This window comes from Rhodanobacter sp. FW510-R10 (genome assembly GCF_058781105.1).
This window is the reverse complement of sequence record NZ_JBYSWL010000001.1, coordinates 391,563-417,063: the sequence shown is the minus strand read 5'-3', so window position 1 is coordinate 417,063 and position 25,501 is coordinate 391,563. Positions and strand designations below refer to the sequence as shown.

Below are 25,501 nucleotides of genomic sequence, written 5' to 3'. Positions count from 1 at the left end.
GACCGGGCGGGTGTGCGGGCACCCCTGCCACTCGGCACCTGGCACGGGCGTCGTGGCAGCCGTACCATCATCGGGCGGGGCGTGCTCCGCGTGTCTCGCGGTTCCGTCACTCGCGGCAGGCTTCGCCACCTTTTGGCATTCCAGGGAGAACACGCATGACCGATCGTTCGTCGTTCTGGACCAGATCCGCCCCGTATCTGTTGAGCCTCCTGCGCTTCTTCGCCGCCTTCCTGTTCATGGAACACGGTGCGCAAAAACTGTTCGGCCTGCTTGGCGGAACGCCGGTGCAGTTGTTTTCGCTGATGGGTCTGGCGGGCATCCTGGAGTTCTTTGGCGGCCTGCTGATCCTGGTTGGCTTGGCTACCCGACCGGTGGCCTTCATCCTGTCTGGGGAGATGGCGTTTGCGTACTTCATGGCGCATGGGCCGGCGGCGTTCTGGCCGATCCTGAACGGGGGCAGCGACGCCATCCTGTTCTGCTTCATCTTTCTCTACCTGTCTGCGGCAGGGGCTGGGCCGTGGAGCGTGGATCGGTTGCTGCGTCGACACTGACCGCGTAAGCGGTCCCGGCGGGGCTGGCGCCGGCTCCGCCGGCGCGGGCGTTCGACGGCGCCGCGTGGTGTTTGTATCATGGGACGCACTCTAGCGTGCGATGGGCCGGTGTGCGCCCCGAAACAGCCGATGTTGCCCCTCGCCCTCGCGGCTGGTGCGGCGTGGCCCTCGGTCGGCGCTTTGCCGGCGGCGCGGGCTGATGTCCAGGGCCAGCACAGTTGCACGCCGGATGTCGTACCGGTCGGCGTTTGCACTGCGGTGGCAGATTCGCACGATCCTCCATTGCAGACAGGCTTTATGACATTACCTTCCTCGTTCAGCTACGAACAATTGCTGGCCTGTGGCCGTGGCGAGTTGTTCGGCGACGCCAACGCGCGCCTGCCCCTCCCGCCCATGCTGATGTTCGACCGCATCACCCTGGTCGATCCCAAGGGCGGCTCACATGGCAAGGGCGTCCTGCGTGCCGAATTGGACATACGTCCGGATCTCTGGTTTTTTGCCTGCCATTTCGAGGGTGATCCAGTGATGCCGGGTTGCCTGGGCATGGACGGCCTGTGGCAGCTCGCTGGCTTCTTCTTGCCCTGGTTGGGCGAACCTGGCCGTGGTCGCGCCCTGGGCGTGGACCAGGTCAAGTTCACCGGCCAAGTGCTGCCGAGCGCGAAACTGCTCAGCTATGAAATCGACGTCCGCCGGGTCATGCGCGGCAAGCTGTCGTTGGTGATTGCCGACGGCCACATGGCGGTGGATGGCCGTCCGATCTACGCGGCGACGGGCTTGCGCTGCGGCCTGTTCAAGTCAACTGAGGGCTTTTGAAATGCGTCGAGTGGTGGTGACTGGCATGGGTGTGGTGTCCTGCCTGGGCAACACGCTGGCTGCCGTTTCCGCGTCATTGCGCGACAGCCGCAGCGGTGTCTGCGCGGTTCCCGAGTTTGCCGAGGTCGGCCTGCGCAGCCAGGTTGCCGGCGTGCCACAGATCGACCTGGTCACGCAGATCGACCGCAAGCTGAAACGCTTCATGGGCGACGCCGCAGGCTATGCCTACGTGGCGATGCGCGACGCGATTGCCGACGCCGGCCTGGAAGGCGAGGCCATCCACGACCCCCGCTTCGGCATCATTGCCGGCTCCGGCGGCGCCTCGACGCGCTGGCAGACCGAGACTGCCGACCTGCTGCGTGCCAAGGGTGTGCGCAAGGTCGGTCCGTACATGGTGCCGCGTACCATGTGCTCCACCGTCTCCGCGAACCTGGCCACCAGCTTCGGCATCCGTGGCCTGAGCTACTCGATTTCCGCCGCCTGTGCCACTTCGGCCCATTGCATTGGCGCGGCCGCCGACCTGATCCGGCTGGGCCGGCAGGACGTGGTGTTTGCCGGCGGCGGCGAGGAGCTGCACTGGGCCATGGCGGCGCAGTTCGATGCCATGGGCGCGCTGTCCACGGCCTACAACGACATCCCGGCAAAGGCCGCGCGCCCGTATGACGTAAGCCGCGACGGTTTCGTCATTGCCGGTGGCGGCGGCATGCTGGTGTTGGAGGACTACGAGCACGCCAAGGCGCGCGGCGCGCGCATCTACGCCGAGCTGGTCGGCTATGGCGTCACTTCGGACGGCGCCGACATGGTCGCGCCCACGGGCGAAGGTGCGGTGCGCTGCATGCAGATGGCGCTGGCGGACGTCAGCGTGCCGGTCGATTACCTAAACACCCACGGCACGGCGACCCAGGCCGGCGACATCGTCGAGCTGGAGGCGGTGCGCGAGGTGTTTGGCCTGGAGATGCCACCGCTGTCCTCGACCAAGGCACTGACCGGGCACTCCCTCGGGGCGGCCAGCGTGCATGAGGCGATCTACTCCCTGCTCATGCTGCGTGACGGCTTCATTGCCGGCTCGGCGAACATCGAGCAGCTCGATCCCCGGGCTGACGGCTATCCCATTGTGCGCGAGAGCCGCGACGCGGCGCTGGTTACGGTGATGTCCAACAGCTTTGGCTTTGGCGGGACCAACGCCTCGCTGGTATTTGCCAGCGTGTGAGGTGCAGGCCAGGGGGCCACATGGGCGCGGCGGGATGCCGCGCCGGCGTCCGGTGGACGGGTTTACGGGTAGATTGGGCTTCAATCCCCCTCTCGTGAGGAGTCCGCCATGAAGCCCTGGTTTTCCGCCCTCGTCGTCATGCTCGGTGCTGGCCTGGCCCTGCCTGCGGTGCATGCCGTGGCGCAGGAACAGCATCAACACGACGCAGCGTCCGCGCCCGCCGCGGCACCCATCCCCGCCACGCTTTATCAACCCGATGCGCCTCTGCGCGCCGGAATGCGCACGGTCCATCGGGCGGTCGCCGAACTTCTCCATGCCGAAAAGGGCCACATGAGCACGGCCATGACCCGCGATCGCGCCAGCACGATCGAAGGCGCGGTGATGGAGATGTTCGCCAACTGCAAGCTTGAACCCACCCCCGATGCTGCGTTGCACGGCATCCTGGTGCCGCTGCTCACGGCCGCGCAGGCGCTCAAGGCAAATCCTGCCGATACGGCACCCGTGACGCGCATGCGCGACATCATTGCCGCGTATCCGCGCTACTTCAATGATCCGGGCTGGGATGCCACACCCGCGGCCGACGGCCTGTAGCACCCCGCGCTCGCCCTCATCCTTGCGCCTGTTCTCGCAGGAGCCCGCTCGCGGGCAACGCTATTGCGGTACTGGCTTGCGCCCGAGCTTGAAGAGCGTTTCGTGCGGCTCCGGCGCACGAAACGCTCTTCAAGCTCTTGATTCAAGGTCGGCCACACGAAGCAGGTGCAGCGGGCGCGGCGTCAGGTCGTGGGTGCGCGCCAGGTTCCATCGCGCATGGCGGTACGCAGGGCAGCGTCCCAGGGCGCGCGCTCGATGCCGTGCTGCATGAGCCAGGCAGGGTCGAAGAGGGTTTCGGCATAGCGCTCGCCGCGGTCGCACAGGAGGGCGACGATGCTGCCGCGTTCGCCGCGCTCCTGCATTGCCGCCGCCAGGCGCAGGCAGGCCACAAAATTCGTTCCCGAGGAGCCGCCATAGCGGTGGCCAAATTGTTCGTCCAGCATCCAGGCCGCGGCAATCGAGGCGCTGTCGGGCACTTCAACCACGTGGTCGACCACCTCGAACAGGAAACACGGCTCCACGCGTGGGCGGCCGATACCCTCGATCAGCGTCGGCTGGCTGGCGCAGACCGTGCGATCGCGCGCGTGCCAACCGTTGGCGAAGGCGCTGCCGGCCGGTTCGGCCACGCAGAGCTGGGTCTCCAGGCCGCGATAACGCAGGTAGCGGCCAATCGTGGCCGAGGTGCCGCCGGTGCCGGCGCCGCAGACGATCCATGCCGGCTGCGCGGAAGGCTCCCGCGAGAGCTGGCCGATGATCGACTCGGCGATGTTGTTGTTGCCGCGCCAGTCGGTGGCGCGCTCGGCCAGGCCGAACTGGTCCAGGTGGCATGCACCATTGGCGGCGTGCTCGGCGGCGCGCGCGTGTACCTGGCCCGGGTCGTCCACCAGGTCACAGGTGCCGCCAAGCGATTGCACGTCGCGGATCTTTGCCGGCGCGGTGGCGGCCGGCATCACCGCCACGAATTGCAGGCCGAGCAGCCGTGCAAACCAGGCCTCGGAAATTGCCGTGCTGCCGGAGGATGCATCCACCACGGTCTGCCCGGCGTGCAGGCGGCCATTGCACAGCGCGTAGAGGAACAGTGAGCGCGCGAGCCGGTGTTTGAGGCTGCCGCTGGGATGGGAGGCTTCGTCCTTGAAATAGAAGTCGATGTCCGGGAAACCCGGGAAGTTCAGCTTCAGCAGATGCGTATCCGCCGAGCGCGCGGACTCCTGCCCCAGCTCGGCAATCGCCTCGTGCAGCCAGGTGTGTCCCTCGGCGCTGGCCAAGGTGGTGGGCGGGACGGCATGGTGCATGATGGTTTTCACGGTGGCGCGGCAGGTGCCCGCAGTACGCGCTGACTGTAAGCAAGCTGGGGTCAAGCCGCAGTGATCTGGCGCAGGCCGGGCGCTCACCATCACGGGCGTGGTGCGGCCGTGGCGCGTCCGCTACTGGCGCGGCGTGCGCAGGTTCCCGGGGGGCACCGCGGACGTGCTGCGGAACGGATTGATGTCCAGTCCGCCGCGACGGGTATAGCGTGCATGGACGCTGAGTTCGCCGGGCGCGCAGCGTTGCATGAGATCGACGAACATGCGCTCCACGCAGTGCTCGTGGAATTCGCTGTGCCGGCGGAAGGAGACGATGTAGCGCAGCAGTCCGGCATGGTCGATCGGCGGCCCGGTGTAGCGGATTTGCACGCTGCCCCAGTCCGGCTGGCCGGTCACCGGGCAATTCGAGCGCAGCAGGTGCGAGACCAGGGTTTCACTAACCGGCGTGGCGTCGACAGCGGTGCGCAGATATTCAGGCCGCGGTGGCCCGTAGCAGTCGATCGCCAGATCCTGCGTGTCCAACGACAGGCCGGCCAATGCGCCTGCCGGGATGGTGGGGGCATCTGCCGCATGCAAGGTGATGGCAACCTCATCGCCGGCCGCAGCCGACAGATCCCGCGCCAGGATGGCCACGAGCGTGGCCGGCTCGTCGATGTGCTCCTGCGCGAAGCCATTGAGATAGAGTTTGAAGGACTTGGATTCGATCAGGTTGGGCGAGGCGGCGGGCACCCGGAATTCGGCAATGGCTACACGCGGCTGGCCACGTGGGCCGAGCCACGACAACTCGTAGGCGTTCCATATGTCCACGCCATGGAACGGCAACGGCGTGCCCAGGCCGAGCTGCATGCGCTGCGCTGCGCGTGGCACCGGCAGCAACACGCTGGGATCGTAGCGGTCGCGATACGTGGTCGCCTTGCCGAGTGTGGATTCGTCGAGCCTGCCCATGCTGTGCAGTTTAATGCGACGCTGTGGCAGGCAGCGGGCAATTACGAACGGCACCCTCGGTTTGCGCGAGCCTGCGGTAGCATGGCGACTCCTTGCGTGCGGCAGGCCTGCCACGCTGGGCTTTTCGGACGACGGGGATGGACATGCATGCGAAATGGGCGGGGCTTCAGTTTGGCATTGCCATCGCGGCGGCATTTTGCTGCGGCAGCGTTGCTGCCCAGGGCAGGACGATGAGTGCCGGCGATTATGCGCAGGCCGCGCGCTTCCTGGTGTACAACACCGCGCCGCTGGTCGACCACGACGTGCAGACGGTGCATTGGCTGGACGATGGCCACTTCTGGTATCGCGACCATGACGGCACCGGCGACCACTATTTGCGGATGGACGTGGCCACCGGCAAGGCGACGCCCTTGTTCGACCAGGAGCAGATGGCCGCCGCCCTGGCCAAGGCCAGTGGCAAGCCGGCCGATGCCGCGAAGCTGTCCATCACGACATACAGTCCGCGCGTGGATGGCCGCGTCGAGGTCACCATCCGCGACAAGCATTACCTGTGCGATGTCGCCGGCGGCACGATCGGCTGCGTCGATCGCGCCAAGGTCGCGGACCGCGGCAAGGAACCCGGCATGCTCTCGCCGGACAAGAAGACCGAGGCCTTCGTCCGCGACTGGAACCTGTGGGTGCGCGACGTGGCCACGGGCAAGGAGACCCAGCTCACCACCGACGGGGTCAAGGACTACGGCTACGCCACGCAGAATGCCGGCTGGACCCACGGCGACGGGCTGATTGCGCGCTGGGCGCCGGACTCGCGCAAGATCGCGACGTATCGCCAGGACCAGCGCCAGGTTGGGGAGATGTACACGGTGAGCTCGCGCGTGGGCCATCCCAAGCTGGAGGCGTGGAAATATCCGCTGCCGGGCGACGAGCACGTATTCATGATCGAGCCCGTCGTGGTCGACGTGGCCAGCCGCCAGCTCGTGCGCCTGCAGCTCGAACCGCAGCAGCGCCTGTCCAGCCTGTGCGACACGCTGGCCTGCGACGAGGGCGAGCGTTACCAGTGGAGCGATGTGAAGTGGGCGCCGGACAGCCGCACGCTGGCCCTCGTCTCCACTTCGCGGGACCGCCAGCACGAATGGTTCCGCGTGGCGAACGCCGACACCGGCGCCGTGCGCACCGTGTTCGAGTTCACCGCCAAGCCCTATTACGAAAGCGGCCACGGCCGCGTCAACTGGCAATACCTGCCGGCCACCGACCAGGCCATCTGGCCGTCCGAGGAAACCGACTGGGCCAACCTGTACCTGTACGACCTGAAGACCGGCAAGCGCCTGCATGCGATCACCGGTGGCGAAGGCAACGTCACCGAGGTGCTGCACGTCGACCGCAAGGCACGCACGTTGTGGTTCGTTGGCGTCGGCCGCACGCGGGGCGTGAACCCGTATTACCGGCAATTCTGGAAGGCCGGCATCGATGGCGGCAAGCCGGTGTTGCTGACGCCCGAAAACGCCGATCACACGATCAGCCTGTCGCCCGATGGCAAGTATTTCGTCGACAGCTATTCAACGCCCACCACGCCGCCGGTGACCGTGCTGCGTGCCGCGAGCGACGGCCGCGTCGTGGCCACCGTGGCCAAGGCCGACATCACGCGGCTCCAGGCGGCCGGCTGGGTGCCGCCGGAGCCGTTCACCGTCACCGCGCGCGATGGCAAGACCAAGCTCTACGGCATGCTGTTCAAGCCGACGCACTTCGATCCGCAGAAGAAATACCCGATCATCGACTACATCTACCCCGGCCCGCAGACCGGCTCGGTGCGCGGGCGCAGCTTCTCGCCGGCGCGCGGCGACCACCAGGCCCTGGCCGAGCTGGGCTTCATCGTGATCGCGCTCGACGGCATGGGCACGCCGTGGCGTTCGGCGAGCTTCCACCACACCTGGTACGGCGAGATGGGCGACAACACGCTGCCCGACCAGGTCGCCGGCATCAAGGAACTGGCGCAGCGCTACCCGTGGATCGACCTCGACCGCGTTGGCATCTGGGGCCATTCGGGCGGCGGCAATGCCACGGCCGATGCGATGTTCCGCTACCCGGATTTCTTCAAGGTCGGCTGGGCCGAGAGCGGCAACCACGACAACCGCAACTATGAGAACGACTGGGGCGAGAAGTACCAGGGCCTGCTGGTGACGAACGAGGATGGCAGCACCAACTACGACAACCAGGCCAACCAGCTCATCGCCAAGAACCTCAAGGGCCATCTGATGCTGGTGCACGGCGAGATCGACGACAACGTGCCGCTCGGCGAGACCATGCTGGTGGCCGAGGCGCTGCTCAAGGCGAACAAGGATTTCGACATGCTGATCGTGCCGAACCAGCACCACGGCTACGCCGCCGCCACGCCCTACGTCACCCGCCGGCGCTGGGACTATTTCGTGCGCCATCTTGCCGGCGACACGCCGCCCAAGGAGTTCGCGCTGCAGCCCTGGCCGTGGGACTGACCGCCCCAGCCTGCCACCCTCGCGTTGTCCTCTCCCCCAAGGAGAGGAGTCCGGCAGCGCTCCGCAGCCGATCAGGACCTGCAGAGGGCGCGGCGCGCATGCGTCAGGCGACGGGATGGCGACCGGGGACGGGATTTGCTCGCGGGTATGCCGCGCACGGCGGTCAAAGTGTGAGCCGGTGGATGACCTGGGTGGGGTCGTGCGGATCCCGTTCGCGGGCAAAGCCGAGGTCGCGAGCGAGGTTGCGCATGCGCGAATTGTTTGCGCTGTCGATCGAGAACATCGAACGGATACCGTGTTGGCGGGCAATCTCGATGAGGTGGCGCATCAACAAGGTCCCCAGTCCCTTGCCTTGCCATTCGTCGCTGACGGCGACGGCGCATTCGCAGGCTTTCCCGTCAGCGGCCAGGTTGTAGCGGCTGACGCCGATCCCGAGCGTTTTTCCAGCTTCCTGCACCAGCGCGACAAACGCCATTTCGTGTCCATAATCGAGATCGGTAAGTTCGTGGATCATGGCTTCGTTCGATTCGCTGACTCCGCCCAGGAAGCGCATGCGGCGCGATTCCGGGCTCAGCCTGGCGATGAGGCCGCGTTCAAGGGCCGCGTCGTCCTTATGCAGCACGCGGATGGTCACCCGGTGGCTATCCTGCAGTGTTTCCGTCCACTCCGGTGCACTCATCGGGGTGTCCAGGGCCGTGACGTCCGTGGCGGCCTTGCGGGCCCTGGTGAAGTGGCGCGTGATGGTGCCGAATGGGGAATTTCTGAACGCGCTCATGATCGGGTACCTTGCAGTCGGACGTAGGCGGAAGCGTCGACCGTCCCATGGACCCCAAAGTGACGAGCATCAACTCGGATGCATTTTCGCGCCCGTGGCCGCATGCGCCGCGGCGTGCCGGTGAAGGTTAGCGACTCGGACGGGCAGCGCACCGAAATCCTGGGCTGGTGTCGCTGGCGGTGGGCACGTTCTTCGGCTTCTATCCTGCGCGTACGGCCTGCCGTCTCGGGCCGATCGAGGCCTTGCGTTACCAGTGAACCGCACGCCGGACAAACGGCTATACGCCCGCCGGGAGCTTCGACGCCATCAGCTTGCGCCGGTCGAGCCTCCTGCCGTCCACGTTGAATGTCCCGTCACCCACCGCGTGCAGCGTGCGGGTTTCCTTGCGGTTCGGATCGAAATGCGCGGCAACGCCTTCGAGCACGATGATGTCGTGCCGCCTGACGATGTCCACGACCCGGCATTCGATGTTGGCCTTGCATTCGGCGATGAGCGGTGCCTCGACCCATTGTGCCGGAACGGGCGTGAGCCTGAACTTGGCGAATTTGTCGGTTTCCGCGCCCGAGCATGTGCCGATGCCCACCACCTGATCCAGCAGGTCCACGGTGGGAATGGCGATGACGCATGCGCCGGTCTTCTCGAGCGCCTTGAACGAGTGGTTCCAGGCTCCGGTGGTGATGGCGAAGCGCGGGATGAAGTCCACCACCATGGTCCATGAAATGGTCATGACGTTGTTGCTGCCGCCGTCGCTGGTGGTGACCAGGACAACGGGCCCCGGCTCGATCAGGGTAAAGGCACGGCTCAATTTCATCGGCCGCATGGGAGGCTCCGTTCGCCGCGGTTGTACCTGCCGCTCGCCGGCTCAAGTCCGCGCCGCGGCCGGCTCGTGGGCATGCCGGTGGCGCGGCTCGGACAGCGGTTCGACCGCCTCGGTTTCATCCAGGTGGAAGACGGCGTCGAACTGTGCCGCCATCGAGGCGTCGAAATAGTGGCTGGCGCGTTCCGTTTGCGGCAGGTAGATCACGCCGATGGCACGTTCCAGCATGGTCTCGTGCAACGGATCGGCCGCCGATTCGCGCAACGGCAGGAAGAAGCGGTCCAGGTGCGTGCTGTGGAACAGGTGCTCCCAACTTCCGGGCAGTGCGGGGCGCACCTGCTTGTACTCCACTTCGCCACCCCATTCCGACGCGGCGGAAACGGAGCCGGTATAGGTGGTGAAACCGACCAGCAAGGCGTCGTCGCCGACTCGCTCGCGAACCAATCGCCCCAGGTTCCATTCACCGCGCGCATGCATCTCCGTGGCGCGCGAGTCACCCAGGTGAGAATTGTGTGCCCACACCAGCACCCGGCCCGTGCCGCCGCGCTGCTGCCGGTGGCCGGCCAACGCGAACAACGTATCGTACATGTGCGCATCGCGCAGGTTCCAAGTGTTCACGCGGCGCCCGAACATGGCGCGGTAATAAGCTTCCGCGCTGACCACCAGTGCGGCGTTGCGCTCGGCGAGGAACTGCGCGTCCAGCGCCGCCAATCCGTCTCTCGACAGGTATTCGGCTTCCGCAGCGCGCAGCAGGCGCAGTTGCTCGAGCGCGCCCTCGCGGCCCCCCGGGCGGCTGCCGGCGGCCGCCTGCAAGCCATACAGCTGAGGCTCGCGCACGTGGTCGAGGGCGGCGTAACGCTTGCGCGCCAGTTCGGCTTCCCCGGGGTCGACCTGGTCCAGGTAGGCGATGACGGCATCCGCAGAACGGTACAAGCTGTACATGTCGAGGCCGTAGAATCCTACGTGCGAGGCGGCGGACAGTGCGGCGTTGTGTGCACGCAGCCAGCCGACGAAATCGCGCACCTCGTGGTTGCGCCACATCCATTCCGGGAAGCGCTGGAAATCGGAGAGCGAGGTTTCCGCAGTGTCATCGCTGTCGCCTTGCACGTAGCGGTTCACCCGCCATGCGTCGGGCCAATCGCCTTCCACGGCCACCGCATCGAAGCCCTGTTCCGCGATCAGGCGGCGGCTGATGTCGGCGCGCATGCGGTAGAACTCGCGGGTGCCGTGGGTGGCCTCGCCCAGCAGCACGAACCGCCTGCCTTCCGCGAGCGCCGCGATCCCGTCGTAATCCCCGGCATCGCCGTCCAGCCGTTGCGCGAGTTCGCGCACCGCCAGGAACGGCGTGGATCCAGCGCGACTCACGCGGGCGCCTTCCGCGATCCCTCGAGCAACTCGCGCACTTCCGCGTCGGTAGTCTGCTCGAAGTGTTGGTAAAACTGCCCGACCCCATGGAAGTGCGCCGGGCGGTATACGCAGACGAATTCGTCCACCGCCTCGCCAAGCCGTTCCTCGGCGTCGTGGGGCGCCACGGGAACGGCGACCACGATCCATGCCGGTTGCAACGAACGCACGGCAATTGCGGCGGCCTGCATGGAAGCGCCCGTGGCCATGCCGTCATCGACCACGATGACGGTTTGCCCCCGCACTTGCAACGCGGGACGCGACCCGCGATACAGCTGTTCGCGCCGCTGCAGCTCGGCGCGTTCCTCGGCTTCCACCGCGCGCAGCGTCGCGGCGTCCACGCCTGTATAGCGCAGGACGTCTTCGTTGAGATAGCGGGCGCCCCCCGAGGCAATCGCACCCATCGCGAGTTCGGGTTGTTGCGGCACCCCCAGCTTGCGCACGATCAGCACGTCGAGCTCGATGCCGAGCGCATGTGCCACCTCGAATCCAACCGGCACGCCGCCACGTGGCAAGGCCAGCACCAGCACATTCGGACGGCGGGAGTAGGACAGCAGACGCGTCGCGAGCTGCCTGCCGGCGTCCCGCCGATCCCGGAAATGGTGGGTCATCGTGGCTGCCTCCCGATCCCGGCCCTGGGAACAGGTGGTGGCCGTTGCCTGTCCGATGAAGGCCATGCTCGCCTGTGGCTTGCTGCCAGGCCCACATGGGGTCCGGTCTTGGCCGACTCGCGATGCAGGCAACGGCCACCGTAGCTTGCTGTCATTCCGTTGCCGTCGGTCGAGACGCGTCGACGGACGGCAGCCGGAGAGTCGTAAACAATTTTTCCCCGCGTACCGCCGGCGTTGGTGATGCAGATCAACTCAACGCGTGAAGCCGCGGATTTTCCCGGTGCGCCGGCCCCCTGCATTCACGAGGCCGGCTCCGCCAGGGGTTGCGGCGCGAGCACATGGTGCTGGAACCAGTCCGCGGCCAGCCGTGTCACCTCGTCCAGCGCGCCGGCTTCCTCGAACAGGTGCGTGGCGCCCGGCACGATCGCCAGCTGGTGCACGCAACGAAGCTGCCGTGCCGCCTGCTGGTTGAGCGCGATCACCGGCTCGTCGTCGCCGCCGACGATCAGCAACGTGGGCGCGCGCACCTGCTCGAGCGCCTGGCCGGCGAGGTCGGGGCGGCCGCCGCGCGACACCACCGCCCGCACTTTCCCGGGGCATGTGGCGGCCGCGATGAGTGCCGCGGCCGCGCCGGTGCTGGCCCCGAACAGCCCGATGGGCAGGTCCCACGCGCCTGGATCGGCCGGCAGCCAGTCCAACGCACGGGTCAGCCGCGTCGCCAGCAGCGGAATGTCGAACCGGTATTCCGCCGTCTGTGCATCGCGTACGCTTTCGCCGGCGGTCAGGAGATCGAACAGCAAGGTGGCGAGCCCCACCCCGTTCAGCGACCGCGCGACGTTCCGGTTGCGCGGACTGAAGCGGCTGCTGCCGCTGCCGTGGGCGAACACCACGATGCCGGTGGCGTTCGCGGGAATCGCGAGCGTGCCCCCCAGCGCGGGTCCGTCACCAGCCTGAATCACTACATCCCGGATGTCGCCGATCAACATGGCCTTGGCTCCTGCGCATTCATTCGACGCGGTCGCCGTTGCCATGCCCTGTGCACGCACGGCATTCCGCGGTGGCCGTGCCAGCTTCGGCGGCTGCGCGTCGGCGATGGTGATCTGGATCAACCCCATGTCATTGCCGGATGCGGTGGTGCTGGCGTTCGCCACCTATTGCCGGGGGCCCGACGCGGGCGCCGGCCGGGCGGCGGATGCCGTGGCGGCGGGGGGCGCGGAGCCGGTTTGCGGCGCCATGCAGGGCGCATCGTTCGCCGATCCAGCGGCAGGGCAGTGGTAACCCAGCGTGGCGACCAGTTCCGGGGTGATCGCGTCGAACGTGAGCACCGCACCGCCGTGCGCACGGACGAACGCCCCGGCCGCCGTGCGGTCGGCAAACGGCGCGAAGGTGGGTCCCATCGAACCCGGCAGCGGCTGCCAGGCGACGTATACCGCGCGGCGGGCGTCGATGAAGCTCGCGGCATCGCGGCCGGGATGTGGCCAGTCGATGCGTGCCGTGTCCTGCACGTAGAGTTCCCGCAGGCCGGACCGGTTTTCCGGCTGCAGCACGTAGGCGAAGAAATCGCGGGTCGAATCGAACAGCAGCGGCCGCGCCCGATCCGCCACCCACGCCTGTCCGCGAGGGCCGGGCGAGGCGGACAGCTCCATGCCGCACACCGCGCAGACGTCGTCCGGCTGCACCTCGACCGCTGGCCGCGCAGGTGCTGGCGCGCCGCTGCAACCGGCGACGAGCATCAGCAGCGCCAGCCATGCGCAGCAAAGGCCGAGGCGCGAAAGGGATGGCATGCGCGATCGCATCGTCACACTTCCTTGCCGCGGAACGCGAGCGCGGCCCACGCGAACGGCAGCACCGCCCAGCCCAGCAGCACGGCGTAGAGCAGCGCGGGCGGGTATGCGTGTCCGGCGGTCATCCCGGTCAGCAGCTCGTCGCCGGCGCCGCCGCCCAGCGTGGCGAGGTTGACCAGGCGGAATACGTCTACCGGATTCAGCAACAGCAGGTACGGGTACACCGCGCGCTCGATCGCGTTGCCGCCGCTCACCACCAGCAGCGCCAGCAGCGCGAGGTCGAACAGCACCACGCTGACCAGCCAGCCGATCAGCGCCAGGCCCGCCGCGCGCGACTTGCTGGTGGTGGTGACGCTGATGAGGCAGGCGAGGCCGACGAAACTCGCGCCGAGCAGCGAGGCGCTGAGGATGAAACGGCCGATGTACAGCCACGCCTGCAGCGTCTGCGCGGAGGCTTGCAGCCATTGCATGATGGCCACCGCCAGCGCGAAGCCCGCCAGCGTCGCCACGGCCAGCGCCGCGCAATGGCCGAGGAACTTGCCGCTGACGAGCTGGCCACGCGCCAGCGGATAACTCAGCATCAGGAGCAGCGTGCCGTCGTCGCGTTCGCCGACGATGGTGTCGTAGGCGATCAGCAGGCCGATCAGTGGGATCACGAAGGCGCCGAGCGTGGTCAGGCTGGCCAGCGTGGCGTCGAACGAGGTGAAGCCGATGCGGCCCGCGGCGGCGGCGCCGAACCACGCGATGCCCAGCGCCAGCAGCGCGAACAGCACCGCCAGCGCCACCGTCCAGCGGTTGCGGAAATCGTCGCGGAATTCCTTCCACGCCACCGTCAGCACCGCGCTCATGCGGGTTCCTCCGCCGTGTGCGCCGGCGTGGCGCCGAGCCAGTCGTAGAGTTGCGCCAGGGTCGGTTCGCGCACGTCGAGGTCGGCGACCGCGGGATCGCCGGCGAGTTCGCGCAATGCGTGCAGCTTGGCCGCGCGCGGCAGCTCCAGTTCCAGCCGTCCATCCGGCCGCTGCTGGATCGACAGCTTGCGGTTGGCCAGCCGCGTCAGCAGTTCGTGCGCGGCGCTCGCGTACGGACGCAGCAGCACGCGCGCAGGCAATGCCGCCTGTTCGCCGAGTTCGGCCAGGCTGCCTGCCGCGAGCAGGCGGCCCTGGCGCAGGATCAAGGCGCCGTCGATGTGCGGTTCCAGTTCCGCCAGCAGGTGCGAGGAGATCAGCACGCAGCGGCCGCCCGCGCGCAACTCGGCGACTATGCGGTAGAACTCGCGGCTGGCCTGCGGGTCGAGGCCGGTGGTGGGCTCGTCCAGCAGCAACAGCTCCGGCGTGCCGAGTAGCGCCTGCGCCAGGCCCACGCGCTGGCGCATGCCCTTGGAATACGTGCCGACGCGCCGGTCGGCGGCGTCGGCGAGGCCGACGCGTTCCAGCAACGCGGGCACCTGGCGCCGGTCCGCGCGCTTCAACCGCGCGAGGTAACCCAGCAGTTCCCGCCCGGTGAGGTTGGGATAGAACGCGGCGTTCTCGGGCAGGTAGCCGATGTGGAGCCGCAGCGCCGGCGCGCGCCACGGCGCGTGGCCGAGCACTTCCAGGCGGCCGGCGCTGGGCTGGATCAGGCCGAGGATCAGCTTGATCAGGGTGGACTTGCCCGCGCCGTTGTGGCCAAGCAGGCCGACCACCTGCCCGCGCGGCACGCTGGCACTGACGCCGTCGAGCGCGACCAGCGCGCCGTAGCGCCTGGTCAAACCTTCCAATTCAATGGCGTGCGACATGTTCGGGTCCGGTCGTGGCGGGGACGTGCATCAGCGGGTGGCTGTCCTGCACCGAGGGCGGGGTGAACACGGGAAACGCGCGCTGCACGTAGCGCAGCAGCTGGATCGCCGGGCTCGACATCAGGCTGCGCGCGGCTGGGTATTTCCACAGCAGCACGTCCACGCCGTCGTTGGGGCGGAACGGGATGTCGCCGATGCCGTCGCCGGCGAGATCCCAGCCGAGGTAATCGCTCCAGTAGTTGCCGCGGCCGTGCGCCGACCATTCCTGGGCGAGGTTCTGCACGTACTTCACCTGCACCCGGTTGTCCACGAAGCGGTTGCCCCAGACGCGGTTGTGCTCCGAGCCGGCGGTCATGTGGATGCCGATTTCCGAATCCGCGACCAGGTTGTCGTGGAAATCGTCGAACTGCGAAAGGTATACGAACAGGCCCTTGCCTTCGCCACCTTCGAGCGTCGCGCCCGCACCACTGGGCTGCCCGGTGATGCGGCGCACCTGGTTGCCGCTGAACCCGCTGTACGAGATGTAGTTGAGAAGGAATCCGTAGGACTCGTCGTCCTCGGCGAGGTTGCCGGTGACCTTCAGGTGGTCCGAGGACATCAGCGCAAAACCGGCGACGTTGCCGCGGCTGGTGTTGTCCAGCAGTTCGTTGTGGTTCGAATACATGTAGTGGACGCCGTAGCGCACGCCGTGCACCACGTTGCGCGCAAAGCTGTTGTGGGAGCTTACGTAGACGTAGATGCCGTCGCGCGAGCCGGCGATGTCGTTGTCTTCGATCGTGCAGCCGGTGTCGCTCCACATGTGGATGCCGTCGCCGCGGTCGGCCACGCGCAGCGCGCGCAGGCCGCGGATCACATTGCGGGTGATGCGCACGTTGGCCGGACCGTCGAGGTAGATGCCGAACAGCGTGTCCTCGATGCGGTTGTGGTCGAGCGTCACGTCGTGCGCCTTCTGTTCCACGAAGATGCCGGCGTTCTCGGCGGTGAGGTCGGTGCCGCCGTGCCGGAGCGTGAGGCCGCGCACTGTCACGTGCGCGGCGCCGACGCGCAGCACGTCACCCGTGCCGCCCGCATCGAGGATCGCGCCCGGCACGCCGGTGAGCGTGACCGGCCGGTCCAGGCGCAGGCCGCGCACCGGATGCATGCCTGCGGGCACCGTGACCGTGGCGCCCGGCGGCGCCGCGGCGATGATCGCGGCCAGCGATTCCTGCGCGCGCGCGGGCCATGCCAGCGCCAGCGCCAGCAGCGGGATCACGAGGAACGTCGGTGTGCGCATGGGACACGCATGCCGCCCGCGTGGCACGGCGGCATGTCGGACCTCAGGCCTCGACCAGCATCCGCCCCTTCATCTCCATGTGCAGCGCATGGCAGAAGAAGGTGCAGTAGTACCAGTACACGCCCGCCTTGTCCGCGGTGAACGTGGCCGACGCGGTGGCTCCCGGGCTGATCTCGAAGTTGATGCCGTAGTTCACGATGCAGAACCCGTGGCTCACGTCCTCGATCGGGTCGATGTTGGTCACCACCACCGTCACCTGATCGCCTTTTTTTACCTTGAAGTTGGTGAGGCCGAACACGGGCGCCGCCGAGGTCATGTACACGAACACCTCCTTGCCCTGCCGGATCACCTTGTTGTCGATGCGCAGGTTGATGCCGTGGCTCTTCGCCAACGCGACGGTCTCGGAGAAGAACGGATCGTTCTCGTCCCAGAGCTTCTTGACCTTGTCCACCAGGAAGCGCTTGTGCAGCAGGATGCAGTCGTGCGGCTCGGCATACACCGGGCCGTCGGCCACGAGCCTCATGGTGTCGCCGGAAATGTCGATCAACTGGTCGTTGTCCGGATGCAGCGGTCCGGTGGGCAGGAAGCGGTCCTTCGAGAACTTGTTGAGCGACACCAGCCACTTGCCGTCGGCGTCGCGGGTCTCGCCCATCGAGGAATGGTTGTGGCCGGGCTGGAACGCCACGTCGAGCTTCTGGCGCAGGTAGTTGACCTTCTTGCCGTCGTGCGCGGCGATCGCGTCGGCGATGCTCCACTTCACCACCTGGCTGTCAATGAACAACGTGGTGTAGGCATTGCCGCGGCCGTCGTAGGCCGTGTGCAGCGGCCCCAGCCCGAGCTCGGGTTCGGCGACCACCGCTTCGCGCGGGTCCTTGAACTTGCCGTCGAACCAGTCATCGATCTTCGCCCATTCGATGATCGACACGGTCGGCGAGAGCTTGCCGTTGGCCACCACGTACTTGCCGTCCGGGCTGGCGTTGATGCCGTGCGGGTTCTTCGGGATCGGGATGTACATGGTCAGCGGCGAACCGTGGCGGCCGTCCAGCACCGGCACCTTGGAATTGCCGATGGTCTTGAAGTCGCCCTTCTTCACCGCCGCCTCGATGCGCGCGATGTTGAACACCACCACCCAGTCGCGCTCGGCCTGCATCATTTCCGCGAGCGTCACGCCGCCTTCGCTGTCATAGCAGGTGGAGATCGCATACTTTCCGGCGTAGTCGGCCTCGGTGTTGTCGAGGTTGCCGTCCACCACCACCTGCCAGGCCACCGCCATGCTGTCGCCGTCGATGGCGCTGAACATGGTCTGGTATTTCTTCGGGTCGTCCAGATCGCGGCCGTCGTTCGGGGACGGCACCTGTTCCTCGCCGTTGGCGAACACGTAGCCGGTGCGCGGCGCGCGCTGCACGCGCAGGCCGTGGATCGCCTGCACGTTGGGAATATCGATGATGCGGTCGGTGCGCCACACGTCGCAGCGGATACGCGCCACGCGCGTGTGCGCCTTGTCGTTGATGAAGACGTAGCGGCCATCGTAGTGGCCGTCGGTCTGGCTCATGTGCGGATGATGGCAATCGCCGCCGGGCGGGAAGTTCGGCCCGAGCACGCGTTTGCTCTCGTTGGTGAGGCCCCAGCCGATCGCGAAGTCGGGGTTGAACACCGGGATGCGCATCAGTTCGCGCATCGAGGGCAGGCCGAGCAGGCGCACTTCGCCGGATTGGCCGCCGCTCCAGATGCCGTAGTACTCGTCGAGCTGACCCGGCGGGACGAAGTCTTCCGGCGCGCCTTTCGCTTCCGTGCCCTTGCCGGCGGCAGAGGTGGCGGCATTGCCGGCCGGGCCGCCGGCCTGCTGGCCGCAGGCGGCAAGCGCGAGGCCGGTTGCCCCCGCCAGGCCAACCGTCGCCGCGTCCTTCATGAATTTGCGGCGCGCGGGATCGCCCAGCTGGGTACCGGCGGCATCCGGAGCGGACGGAAGGGTCGGATCGCGGACCTTGCTGGATTCGTCGTTCATGGCGTTGCGTCCTCTTTCGGGGTGGTTGGCCGTGCAGGCGGTCGGAGCGGAACGGGATGGTTGATGCCGGCGCTCGCCCGTGCGGCGGCGACCGCAGCCGATTCCTCGGCACGCTCGTAGATCTTGCGGCGCTGCACCAGCGGCGGGCACTTGTATTCGTCGGCGTAATCGACCTGGCATTCCAGGCAGTACACGCATTCGTTGTAGTTGATCTTGCCGAGCACATCGATGGCCTTGACCGGGCAATCGATTGCGCAGATCTGGCAGGGATGGCCGCACTCCTTGCGCCGGCGCAGCCACTCGAACAGGTGGAACTTGCCGGATACCGCGAGGCCCGCGCCCAGCGGGCACACGTAGCGGCAGTAGAAGCGCTGGTTGAACGCCGACACCGCGACCATGGCGAGCGCGAACAGCACGTAGCCCCAGGAGCGCGCGAAGTGCAGGATGATCGCGGTCTTGAACGGTTCCACCTCGGCATAGCGCTCGGCCAGGCCGACCGACTGCAGCGAGAGCCCGAACAGCCCAAGCAGGATCACGTACTTCACCGCCCACAGGCGCTCGTGGACGAAGGGCGGGAACTCCAGCTGCGGCACCTTCAGGCGCTTCGCGGCGCGGTTGACCAGCTCCTGCAGCGCGCCGAACGGACACAGCCAGCCACAGTAGATGCCGCGCCCGAACAGCAGCAGCATCACCGCGACGAACACCCACAGCAGGAACACCAGCGGATCCATCAGGAAGGTGGACCAGCGGAAGTCGTGCAGCACCGATTGCACGAAGGTGAGGATGTTCACCACCGAGAGCTGCGCCAGGCCATACCAGCCGATGAACACCAGCGTGTAGATGAGGAAGCCGACGCGCAGGCGTTCGAACCGGCGCTTGCGCTTGACGATCCAGTCCTGGAACGTGAGTATCACCATCAGCACCGTGAGCCCCGCGACCAGCAGCGCGATGTCGATGCGGCGGCCGTTCCACACCTTCACCCACAGCGGCGCGTTGGCCGGCACGTCATGCGCGCCGAAGCGGTGCGCGCCGGATCCCGCAACGTAATCCGCGGGCATCCGGTAGGGGCTGGTGAACGTGTGGTAGATGCTGTCGAGCGGACCGACCTGGCGCCTGACCAGCAGCTGCAGCGTCCATGGCTGGGTCGCGTCGAAGCCACCGGTATGGCGCGCGATGAAAACGGCCTGCTCGGCGAACGCGGGCTTGCCCGCGAGCGGGCTGTCGCCCATGGCGACCAGGTCGCTGTCCTTGAACAGCGTGACCTTCCCGTCGTGCAGCAGGTGCACGCGGTCGAACACGCCGCCGCGCACGTAGCCCAGGCCCTTGAACGAATAGATGCCGTTCGCCATCAGCGCGACTGCGCTGTCGCCCGGTTGCAGGCGCCGCATCAACTCGTCGTACGCGGTCCGGCCCAGCAGGTTGCGCCCGACCGTGGGCGGCGTGAGGTCGGCGAAGTACAGGTCGATGAAGGTATCGCTGGCGTGCCCCGCCGGGGGCGGCGCGGTGGGGTCGTCGAGTAGGCTCGCGGCCCGTTCACCCTTGAAGGCATCGGCCACCTGCTGCCGCGTGAGATGCAGATGCGCGATCCCGCCGTTGCGGGTCAGCGTGGTCCAGTCGGCGGACTTGAAATAATCGCTGCGGACCTGGCTCATGGCCGCGCCGGCTTCAGGCTCGCCGGCGACGAGCTTGCGCGACGCGGCGACTTCGAGCGCCGAATCCATGATGGTGTCGTTCGCCACCATCGCGGTCACGGTCGCACCGCTGATCGCGTCGATGTTGACGCTGTCGGCGCCGCCGCCGCCGCCGACCACGATGTGGTCGTCGACGTGATGGCCGATGTAGCGGGCGACGAAGTCGTACAGCTTCTGCACCGGAATCCCGACCAGCAGGATCGGCTCGTCCTGGTACAGCACCTGCGTGTACTTGATGCTGCCGTCGCTGCCGATCGCGACCAGCACGTTGATCGGCTTGCCGGAGTACGCCGGGATCGGCGCCACCATCACCGTCTCGAACGCGTAGCCGATCGCCTGGTCGCCGTGATACACCGTTGCCGCGGGCGGCTTGCCCTCGATGTCGCCGAAACGCGTGGCTTGCGGGAACGCCTGGCGCAGCTCGGGATACTTGCTGTCGATGCCGGCGAACGCCGTGCCGGCCTGGAACAGCGCGAGCAGCACCAGCAGCCAGGGCAGGAACGCGCGGAGACGGGTGGCGCGCATCAGGCCGCCTCCGCCAAGCCTGCGACCAGCGGCAGGTCGCGCGAGCGCCAGCGCCGCCCACCGCTGCGCGCGAACACCAGCCATTGATGATCCTGCGCGCGCATCAACTCCTCCACCTGCGGCAGCGCCATCGAAAACGCGCCGGTGCTGAGGCCGTCCGCCAGCACCGAGCGTTCCGCCACCACGGTGACGCTGGAGTACGCCTGCGGCGAGCCGCCGGTGTACGGATCGACGATGTGGAACAGCCGGCGGTCGGCCGAGAAGTACACGCGATAGTTGCCGGAAGTGGACAGTGCCGCGTTGCGCACCTGTACCACCGCGGCGACGCGACTGACGTCGTCCGGATCGACGATGCCGACGTTCCAGTGCCGGTTTGGATCGCTGCCGCAGATCGTGCGCGTGTCGCCGCCGGCATCGACGATCGCATACTCGATGCCACCCGCGCGCAGCGCGGCGATGCCCTGGTCCACCACGTAGCCCTTGGCGATGCCGTCCAGCGTCACCGCCATGCCGGGCTTGCGCAAGCGCGCGCCGGTGGCATCCAGCGCCAGCCCGCGCCAGCCGACCAGGCGCCCACGCTCCGCGAGCGCGGCCTGCTGGCGTGGATCGAGCGCCGGCGCGCCGCGCAGGCTTTCGAAGTAGCGCAGCTCCGGCAGCACGGTGGCGTCGAACGCGCCCGCGGTGCGCTCCGACAATGCCTGGGCTTCGCGCAGCACCGCGTGCAGGTGCGGCGGCACGATCGAAAGATATGCGTCGCGATTCAGGCGCGACAAGGGACTGGCCGCGTCGAAGCGGGTCAGCTCCGCGGCCGTTGCCACCATGCACGCGAACGCCGCGTCGATCGCGCGCGCGGCGCCCTCGTGGTCGTCGGCGAGGCAGGTGATCGACACCGAGGTCGCCATCAGGCTGCGTTCGCGCTGCACCTGCCACAGGTTCGCGCCGCGCCTGGCGAACGCCCAGCCGCCGCCGGCCAGCACGCCGCCGGCGAGCGCGGCCAGGCCAGCCTGCTTCAGGAATTGCCGCCGGGCGGGCAGGGCAGGCGCAGCGGATGCGGCGCGATGATTCGGGATGGACATGCTGCGTGCTCTTGCTGGCATCGGGTGATGGGCGGCTTCAGGCCACGCGGCGGGTCGTGCGCTCCGCGTCGTCGCCGGTGTCCACGCGCACGCCAAGGCGGCGCTGCAGGCGGGGGCTCGTGGTGGTGTATTGCAGCGGTGCCGGTTCGCCGGGGTTGAGGTGCGCCTGCGCCGCGAACGCGCACAGGGCCGCTTCGTGGAAACCGGACAGGATCAGCTTTTTCTTGCCGGGGTAACGGGCGATGTCGCCGATCGCGAAGATGCCCGGCGTCGAGGTCTGGAACGTCGCCGGGTCCACCACGATCTGCTGGCGGTCGAGCGCGAGGCCCCAGTCGGCGATGGGCCCAAGCTTCGGGTGCAGGCCCCAGAACACCAGCAGCTGCCCGGCCTCGACCCGCCGCACCACGCCGTCGCGTGCGCGCACGCGCACCTGTTGCAGTTGACCCTGCGGCGCTTCCAGCCCGACGATGTCGCCTTCCAGGAATTGCATCCGGCCGGTATCGCACAAGGCCTGCATCTGCGCGACGTGTGCGGGCGCCGCGCGGAACTTGCCGGAGCGGTGCACCAGCACCAGGCTGCGCGCGCGCCCGACCAGCGCCAGCGTCCAATCGATCGCGGCGTCGCCACCACCGGCGATCACCAGGTCGCAGTCGTCGAACAGTGCCGCGTCGCCGACCTTGTAGTGCAGCGAATGGCCGAGCAGCGGCGCGGCTTCGGGCAGGTCGAGGGTACGCGGCGCGAACGCGCCGAGTCCGCCGGCGACGATCACCGTGCCGGCGTCGAAGGCGAGCCCGCCGCTGGTCTCGACGCGGAAGCGGCCATCGGCCACGCGGGTGAGCGAAGTGACGGTCTGGCCCAAATGAAATTCCGGCGCGAACGGCCGGATCTGCTGCTGCAGGCGCTCGACCAGCTCGCGTGCACTGCACACCGGTACCGCCGGGATGTCGTAGATGGGCTTGTCCGGGTACAGCTCGATGCATTGGCCACCGATAACGGGCATGGAATCGATGAGCTGCGCGTGCAGCCCGAGCAGGCCCAGCTCGAACACCTGGAACAAGCCAACCGGTCCTGCACCGATGATGACCGCGTCGCAGCTTTGCATGTCGCGCACCCAGCTCCTGGATGCCGCGAAGCATGCGGGTGCGCACGAAATCCGAATTGACGTGCATCACTTTTTGCTCGGGTTGCCATGCCACGGCATGCGGGCGGCCAGCGGATCGCCCGGGTCGCGTGACGGCACCACATGACCCAGGACGACGATGGTCCTACCATGCGATGTCCGTCGTGCCGGTCGGCACGACGGGGTCGTGTGGTCGGACGGCCGGGAATGCCGGAGCACGAGATGGGCTTGCCGTTCGAAGATCCTGCGTCCACGTCTTTCGCGCGCGAACACCAGCGCCTCGCAGCATATTTCCGGGCCCACTTGCTGGACTTGGCCGGCGGCGACTTCTATCGCGCGCAACGGCATCTGCGCCGATGACGCCGGGAGCTGGCGCGGCACATCGAGATCGAGGAGACCCGGCTGCTGCCGCACGTGCCCGACACTGCTGATATTGCGCCTGTTGTTCCGCGCGCCGCCCATCACCCCACCACCGCCCGCCTGGATGCTTTGGCTGGCGGATGCGATGTACCTGGCGTTGTATGCCTTCCTGATCGGGATGCCGCTGCTGGGCTGGATCACGCTCAGCGCGCAAGGCAAGCCGATTCCCTTGTTCGGGCTGCAGCTGCCCGCGCTGATCGGCCCCGACAAGGTGCTGGGCGGGAATCTCGAAGACATCCACGAGACCATCGGCCCCATCTGCTATTACCTCATTGGCCTGCACGCTGCCGCGGCCTTGTTCCACCACTGCTTCCTGCGCGACGACACCCTGCTGCGGATGCTGCCGTGGCGCCGGACGGGGACCGTGCCGGTACGTGGCGATCGCGGCCTGAAGGCCGGTTGAGGTCAGGACATGAACATCGACAGGATGGTGATGCGTGTGGCGGGCACGATGGTCGTCGGTGGCGTGCTGCTGGCGTACTTGCTCTCGCCGTGGTGGCTGCTGCTGGCGCTGTTTGTCGGCTTGAATCTGCTGCAGTCGTCGTTCACCGGGTTTTGCCCACTGGCGCGCATGCTGCGCCGGCTTGGCATGCAGCCGGGCAGCGCGTTCCCGCCACCGCAGAACCGCGCGTGATCGGTGCGGCGGTCGTCGCTCCACTGCGGCGCCCGCCTCGGCCCTGACCCGGCGCGCCGCCCACTGGCTGGCGTTGCCGGCGCTTCGCGGCGGGCTCGTGGCTTGCGCGACGCATTGATCCGCAAGACCCGGCGTGGCCGAACGCCGGGTTATTCCACAACGAAGCTGACGCGCAAGCACACGCGCCATTCCTCGATTTCGCCGTTGGGCCTGGTACGCACCTTGATGTCGCTGACCCATGCACCGCGGATGCCTTCGATCGATTTGGAGACTTTGCCCAGACCGACCTTGACGGCATCTTCAAGACCCTGGTTCGAGGCGGAATTGATTTCGATGACCTTGGCGACACTGCTCATTGGCGACACTCCTGTGTAGCGGTGGATGGGTACGTTCGGTCGCGTGGCTGCCGGCCTGCACCGGCCTCGCCATGGACTGGCCAACTCCACACCGATACGGCGTCGTGCCATTGATGCAGGTCAACACCTTGCCGCGTCGCGCGTCCGCGGGTGCCTCGCCGTGGACCATGGGCACCACCGCGGCAGCCGCCACGGCTGATGACGCATGCGTTCACCGGCCGCTCCCGCATCGGCTCATCCGGGCGATCGCAGGACGCCCCCGGCCACGAGCCCGGGCGGCTTGAGCAGCGACCGCGGCAGCTCGGCGTGGATGGCTTCCGGTTTGCCGCGCGTCAGGTTCTTGGCGATCCGCAGCACCACGGAGTCGCCCAATGCCTCGCCGAGGGCTGCATTGAGCACGCCGAGGAAGCGCGGTGGTGCGACCAACACCAGGTTCGCGTAGGAGTGCGCGGTCCTGCCGCGTTCGAGCACCGACTTCAGCATGTCCGCGAAGCGTGCCGCAGCCTTGTCCTGCGGCAGCGTTCGTGATTGCATGGCATGCCGGGCTGCGCCAAACCGATCGTGGACCCGCGGTGGCGGCGCACGCTCCTTTTCATGGCCGGGGACGCGCGCCTCGGCGTCGATGAAATCGCTGATCTCACGCAACTGTCCGGCGTCGAGCGAAAACAGCCGCGCCTTGGCATGATCGGCGACGAGGATCCAGGTGGGGCCTGCCATGGCCGTCAGCCGATGACCAGGTGGTCGTCGATAGAGTGCACGCCGGGTGCTGACCAGACTGCCCGCTTGACCGCCTGCAGTTCTCCCCGGTTTTCCACGTGGCCATCCAGCCGCACCAAGCCGTTGTCGAGTACATTCACGCGGACTCCGTCGGCTTCGACTTCGGCGTGCCGCTTCAATGCGTCCTGGATGCGTTGCTTCACGTCGCCAGCCTGCGCGGTGGATTGGAGCTGGATGCTGTTGCTGACGTTCATCGCGATCCTCTGCCCATGACAGGGGGTTGCATTACATGCCCATCGCCGGCCGGCCATGTGACGGAGATCAACAAGTGCGTGAATCGGCCACGCGACCTGCGTCGGCCCATGGCGTGCAGCACGGTGATCATCGTCATGCTGGCGCCGATGCCCAGCCCGATGGCCAGCACCATCAGCGCGGTGAGCACCCTGCTGCGTTGCAGGCTGCGCAGGGCCAGGGTGAAGTAGTAGCCGGGCATGGTGTCCCCCTCGGGTGGATCGGGGCGCGATGGCGCAGCGCTCCTTGCCGCCTGCGTGAAGCAGGCGGTGCATGCATGCGGGACGGCCCGGCGACGCGCGGTGTGCTGCACTGCGCGCCGGGTGTG

Annotated in this window: 26 protein-coding genes and 1 pseudogene; 7 read left to right on the top strand and 20 right to left on the bottom strand. The window is 67.6% G+C overall.

Annotated features, from left to right (window positions below):
- Positions 1–155 precede the first annotated feature (155 nt).
- The 4 genes from AC3WJB_RS01665 to AC3WJB_RS01650 all read left to right on the top strand — a co-directional run bounded on the left by AC3WJB_RS01665 (position 156) and on the right by AC3WJB_RS01650 (position 3,165).
- Positions 156–551: a DoxX family protein gene (locus tag AC3WJB_RS01665; RefSeq protein WP_492678071.1), complete on the top strand. Its 396-nt coding sequence runs from the start codon at positions 156–158 to the stop codon at positions 549–551.
- Positions 552–848: 297 nt separating this feature from the next.
- The gene (fabA, locus tag AC3WJB_RS01660; RefSeq protein WP_492678069.1) at positions 849–1,364 is read left to right on the top strand and encodes a 3-hydroxyacyl-[acyl-carrier-protein] dehydratase FabA; all 516 of its coding nucleotides are present in this window, start codon (positions 849–851) and stop codon (positions 1,362–1,364) included.
- Position 1,365: 1 nt separating this feature from the next.
- Complete coding sequence (gene fabB / locus AC3WJB_RS01655) at positions 1,366–2,574, top strand: beta-ketoacyl-ACP synthase I (RefSeq protein ID WP_492678067.1); 1,209 nt, start codon at positions 1,366–1,368, stop codon at positions 2,572–2,574.
- 108 nt (positions 2,575–2,682) lie between these two features.
- A complete protein-coding gene (locus AC3WJB_RS01650) occupies positions 2,683–3,165 on the top strand; it encodes a DnrO protein (protein ID WP_492678065.1) in 483 nt (160 codons plus the stop codon).
- A 182-nt stretch (positions 3,166–3,347) separates the two neighbouring features.
- On the opposite strand, the gene AC3WJB_RS01645 is transcribed toward AC3WJB_RS01650, so the two are convergent.
- Entirely contained in the window at positions 3,348–4,457 is a 1,110-nt protein-coding gene (locus AC3WJB_RS01645; RefSeq protein ID WP_492678063.1) for a PLP-dependent cysteine synthase family protein, read from the bottom strand.
- 132 nt (positions 4,458–4,589) lie between these two features.
- Positions 4,590–5,414 (bottom strand): NADPH-dependent 7-cyano-7-deazaguanine reductase QueF, encoded by an 825-nt coding sequence (gene queF, locus AC3WJB_RS01640; protein ID WP_492678061.1) that lies wholly within the window; start codon positions 5,412–5,414, stop codon positions 4,590–4,592.
- Between the two features lie 230 nt (positions 5,415–5,644).
- On the opposite strand from queF, the gene AC3WJB_RS01635 reads away from it, so the two are divergent.
- Complete coding sequence (locus AC3WJB_RS01635; protein ID WP_492678059.1) at positions 5,645–7,900, top strand: S9 family peptidase; 2,256 nt, start codon at positions 5,645–5,647, stop codon at positions 7,898–7,900.
- 163 nt (positions 7,901–8,063) lie between these two features.
- Here AC3WJB_RS01635 and AC3WJB_RS01630 read toward each other — a convergent pair whose 3' ends face one another.
- From AC3WJB_RS01630 to AC3WJB_RS01565, 14 genes are all read right to left on the bottom strand, one after another.
- Entirely contained in the window at positions 8,064–8,675 is a 612-nt protein-coding gene (locus tag AC3WJB_RS01630; RefSeq protein ID WP_492678057.1) for a GNAT family N-acetyltransferase, read from the bottom strand.
- Positions 8,676–8,952: 277 nt separating this feature from the next.
- The gene (locus tag AC3WJB_RS01625; RefSeq protein ID WP_492678055.1) at positions 8,953–9,495 is read right to left on the bottom strand and encodes a flavin reductase family protein; all 543 of its coding nucleotides are present in this window, start codon (positions 9,493–9,495) and stop codon (positions 8,953–8,955) included.
- Between the two features lie 42 nt (positions 9,496–9,537).
- Positions 9,538–10,857, bottom strand: a complete 1,320-nt coding sequence (locus AC3WJB_RS01620) for an erythromycin esterase family protein (protein WP_492678053.1) — start codon at positions 10,855–10,857, stop codon at positions 9,538–9,540.
- Positions 10,854–11,507 (bottom strand): phosphoribosyltransferase, encoded by a 654-nt coding sequence (locus tag AC3WJB_RS01615; RefSeq protein WP_492678051.1) that lies wholly within the window; start codon positions 11,505–11,507, stop codon positions 10,854–10,856. The genes AC3WJB_RS01620 and AC3WJB_RS01615 overlap by 4 nt, the downstream gene beginning before the upstream one ends.
- A 299-nt stretch (positions 11,508–11,806) precedes the next feature.
- On the bottom strand, positions 11,807–12,616 hold the full coding sequence (locus AC3WJB_RS01610; RefSeq protein ID WP_492678049.1) for a dienelactone hydrolase family protein: 810 nt from the start codon (positions 12,614–12,616) through the stop codon (positions 11,807–11,809).
- 42 nt (positions 12,617–12,658) lie between these two features.
- Positions 12,659–13,291 carry a nitrous oxide reductase accessory protein NosL gene (locus tag AC3WJB_RS01605; RefSeq protein ID WP_492678047.1) on the bottom strand — a complete coding sequence of 211 codons (633 nt, stop codon included), beginning with the start codon at positions 13,289–13,291 and terminating at the stop codon, positions 12,659–12,661.
- A gap of 14 nt (positions 13,292–13,305) precedes the next feature.
- On the bottom strand, positions 13,306–14,139 hold the full coding sequence (locus tag AC3WJB_RS01600; RefSeq protein WP_492678045.1) for an ABC transporter permease: 834 nt from the start codon (positions 14,137–14,139) through the stop codon (positions 13,306–13,308).
- On the bottom strand, positions 14,136–15,065 hold the full coding sequence (locus tag AC3WJB_RS01595; RefSeq protein WP_492678043.1) for an ABC transporter ATP-binding protein: 930 nt from the start codon (positions 15,063–15,065) through the stop codon (positions 14,136–14,138). Before AC3WJB_RS01595 ends, AC3WJB_RS01600 begins: the two co-directional genes overlap by 4 nt.
- The gene (locus AC3WJB_RS01590; RefSeq protein WP_492678041.1) at positions 15,049–16,338 is read right to left on the bottom strand and encodes a nitrous oxide reductase family maturation protein NosD; all 1,290 of its coding nucleotides are present in this window, start codon (positions 16,336–16,338) and stop codon (positions 15,049–15,051) included. Before AC3WJB_RS01590 ends, AC3WJB_RS01595 begins: the two co-directional genes overlap by 17 nt.
- 43 nt (positions 16,339–16,381) lie before the next feature.
- Positions 16,382–18,343 carry a TAT-dependent nitrous-oxide reductase gene (gene nosZ / locus AC3WJB_RS01585; RefSeq protein ID WP_492678039.1) on the bottom strand — a complete coding sequence of 654 codons (1,962 nt, stop codon included), beginning with the start codon at positions 18,341–18,343 and terminating at the stop codon, positions 16,382–16,384.
- Entirely contained in the window at positions 18,340–20,559 is a 2,220-nt protein-coding gene (locus AC3WJB_RS01580) for a 4Fe-4S binding protein (protein ID WP_492678037.1), read from the bottom strand. Before AC3WJB_RS01580 ends, nosZ begins: the two co-directional genes overlap by 4 nt.
- Positions 20,559–21,635, bottom strand: a complete 1,077-nt coding sequence (locus AC3WJB_RS01575) for an FAD:protein FMN transferase (RefSeq protein WP_492678035.1) — start codon at positions 21,633–21,635, stop codon at positions 20,559–20,561. Before AC3WJB_RS01575 ends, AC3WJB_RS01580 begins: the two co-directional genes overlap by 1 nt.
- A gap of 37 nt (positions 21,636–21,672) precedes the next feature.
- Entirely contained in the window at positions 21,673–22,737 is a 1,065-nt protein-coding gene (locus AC3WJB_RS01570) for an NAD(P)/FAD-dependent oxidoreductase (protein WP_492678033.1), read from the bottom strand.
- 66 nt (positions 22,738–22,803) lie between these two features.
- On the bottom strand, positions 22,804–23,217 hold the full coding sequence (locus AC3WJB_RS01565; RefSeq protein ID WP_492678031.1) for a hypothetical protein: 414 nt from the start codon (positions 23,215–23,217) through the stop codon (positions 22,804–22,806).
- A gap of 43 nt (positions 23,218–23,260) precedes the next feature.
- On the opposite strand from AC3WJB_RS01565, the gene AC3WJB_RS01560 reads away from it, so the two are divergent.
- Together AC3WJB_RS01560 and AC3WJB_RS01555 are read left to right on the top strand one after the other, a co-directional pair.
- The gene (locus AC3WJB_RS01560; protein ID WP_492678029.1) at positions 23,261–23,578 is read left to right on the top strand and encodes a cytochrome b; all 318 of its coding nucleotides are present in this window, start codon (positions 23,261–23,263) and stop codon (positions 23,576–23,578) included.
- A 9-nt stretch (positions 23,579–23,587) separates the two neighbouring features.
- On the top strand, positions 23,588–23,809 hold the full coding sequence (locus tag AC3WJB_RS01555) for a YgaP family membrane protein (RefSeq protein WP_492678027.1): 222 nt from the start codon (positions 23,588–23,590) through the stop codon (positions 23,807–23,809).
- Between the two features lie 149 nt (positions 23,810–23,958).
- On the opposite strand, the gene AC3WJB_RS01550 is transcribed toward AC3WJB_RS01555, so the two are convergent.
- The 4 genes and pseudogenes from AC3WJB_RS01550 to AC3WJB_RS01535 form a co-directional block, all read right to left on the bottom strand.
- Positions 23,959–24,165 carry a dodecin family protein gene (locus AC3WJB_RS01550; protein ID WP_492678025.1) on the bottom strand — a complete coding sequence of 69 codons (207 nt, stop codon included), beginning with the start codon at positions 24,163–24,165 and terminating at the stop codon, positions 23,959–23,961.
- A 234-nt stretch (positions 24,166–24,399) separates the two neighbouring features.
- Positions 24,400–24,882: a host attachment protein gene (locus AC3WJB_RS01545; protein WP_492678023.1), complete on the bottom strand. Its 483-nt coding sequence runs from the start codon at positions 24,880–24,882 to the stop codon at positions 24,400–24,402.
- A 5-nt stretch (positions 24,883–24,887) separates the two neighbouring features.
- On the bottom strand, positions 24,888–25,136 hold the full coding sequence (locus AC3WJB_RS01540) for a BON domain-containing protein (RefSeq protein ID WP_492678021.1): 249 nt from the start codon (positions 25,134–25,136) through the stop codon (positions 24,888–24,890).
- Positions 25,137–25,243: 107 nt separating this feature from the next.
- A pseudogene (locus AC3WJB_RS01535) lies at positions 25,244–25,375 on the bottom strand (ABC transporter permease); the annotation flags it as partial.
- Positions 25,376–25,501 lie beyond the last annotated feature (126 nt).

Coding starts and splice junctions, on each gene's coding strand:
- AC3WJB_RS01665 (WP_492678071.1), top strand. CDS start 156: ATGACCGATCGTTCGTCGTTCTGGACCAGATCCGCCCCGTATCTGTTG.
- fabA (WP_492678069.1), top strand. CDS start 849: ATGACATTACCTTCCTCGTTCAGCTACGAACAATTGCTGGCCTGTGGC.
- fabB (WP_492678067.1), top strand. CDS start 1,366: ATGCGTCGAGTGGTGGTGACTGGCATGGGTGTGGTGTCCTGCCTGGGC.
- AC3WJB_RS01650 (WP_492678065.1), top strand. CDS start 2,683: ATGAAGCCCTGGTTTTCCGCCCTCGTCGTCATGCTCGGTGCTGGCCTG.
- AC3WJB_RS01645 (WP_492678063.1), bottom strand. CDS start 4,457: ATGCACCATGCCGTCCCGCCCACCACCTTGGCCAGCGCCGAGGGACAC.
- queF (WP_492678061.1), bottom strand. CDS start 5,414: ATGGGCAGGCTCGACGAATCCACACTCGGCAAGGCGACCACGTATCGC.
- AC3WJB_RS01635 (WP_492678059.1), top strand. CDS start 5,645: ATGAGTGCCGGCGATTATGCGCAGGCCGCGCGCTTCCTGGTGTACAAC.
- AC3WJB_RS01630 (WP_492678057.1), bottom strand. CDS start 8,675: ATGAGCGCGTTCAGAAATTCCCCATTCGGCACCATCACGCGCCACTTC.
- AC3WJB_RS01625 (WP_492678055.1), bottom strand. CDS start 9,495: ATGCGGCCGATGAAATTGAGCCGTGCCTTTACCCTGATCGAGCCGGGG.
- AC3WJB_RS01615 (WP_492678051.1), bottom strand. CDS start 11,507: ATGACCCACCATTTCCGGGATCGGCGGGACGCCGGCAGGCAGCTCGCG.
- AC3WJB_RS01605 (WP_492678047.1), bottom strand. CDS start 13,291: ATGCCATCCCTTTCGCGCCTCGGCCTTTGCTGCGCATGGCTGGCGCTG.
- AC3WJB_RS01600 (WP_492678045.1), bottom strand. CDS start 14,139: ATGAGCGCGGTGCTGACGGTGGCGTGGAAGGAATTCCGCGACGATTTC.
- AC3WJB_RS01595 (WP_492678043.1), bottom strand. CDS start 15,065: ATGTCGCACGCCATTGAATTGGAAGGTTTGACCAGGCGCTACGGCGCG.
- AC3WJB_RS01590 (WP_492678041.1), bottom strand. CDS start 16,338: ATGCGCACACCGACGTTCCTCGTGATCCCGCTGCTGGCGCTGGCGCTG.
- nosZ (WP_492678039.1), bottom strand. CDS start 18,343: ATGAACGACGAATCCAGCAAGGTCCGCGATCCGACCCTTCCGTCCGCT.
- AC3WJB_RS01580 (WP_492678037.1), bottom strand. CDS start 20,559: ATGCGCGCCACCCGTCTCCGCGCGTTCCTGCCCTGGCTGCTGGTGCTG.
- AC3WJB_RS01575 (WP_492678035.1), bottom strand. CDS start 21,635: ATGTCCATCCCGAATCATCGCGCCGCATCCGCTGCGCCTGCCCTGCCC.
- AC3WJB_RS01570 (WP_492678033.1), bottom strand. CDS start 22,737: ATGCAAAGCTGCGACGCGGTCATCATCGGTGCAGGACCGGTTGGCTTG.
- AC3WJB_RS01565 (WP_492678031.1), bottom strand. CDS start 23,217: ATGGGCGGCGCGCGGAACAACAGGCGCAATATCAGCAGTGTCGGGCAC.
- AC3WJB_RS01560 (WP_492678029.1), top strand. CDS start 23,261: ATGTACCTGGCGTTGTATGCCTTCCTGATCGGGATGCCGCTGCTGGGC.
- AC3WJB_RS01555 (WP_492678027.1), top strand. CDS start 23,588: ATGAACATCGACAGGATGGTGATGCGTGTGGCGGGCACGATGGTCGTC.
- AC3WJB_RS01550 (WP_492678025.1), bottom strand. CDS start 24,165: ATGAGCAGTGTCGCCAAGGTCATCGAAATCAATTCCGCCTCGAACCAG.
- AC3WJB_RS01545 (WP_492678023.1), bottom strand. CDS start 24,882: ATGGCAGGCCCCACCTGGATCCTCGTCGCCGATCATGCCAAGGCGCGG.
- AC3WJB_RS01540 (WP_492678021.1), bottom strand. CDS start 25,136: ATGAACGTCAGCAACAGCATCCAGCTCCAATCCACCGCGCAGGCTGGC.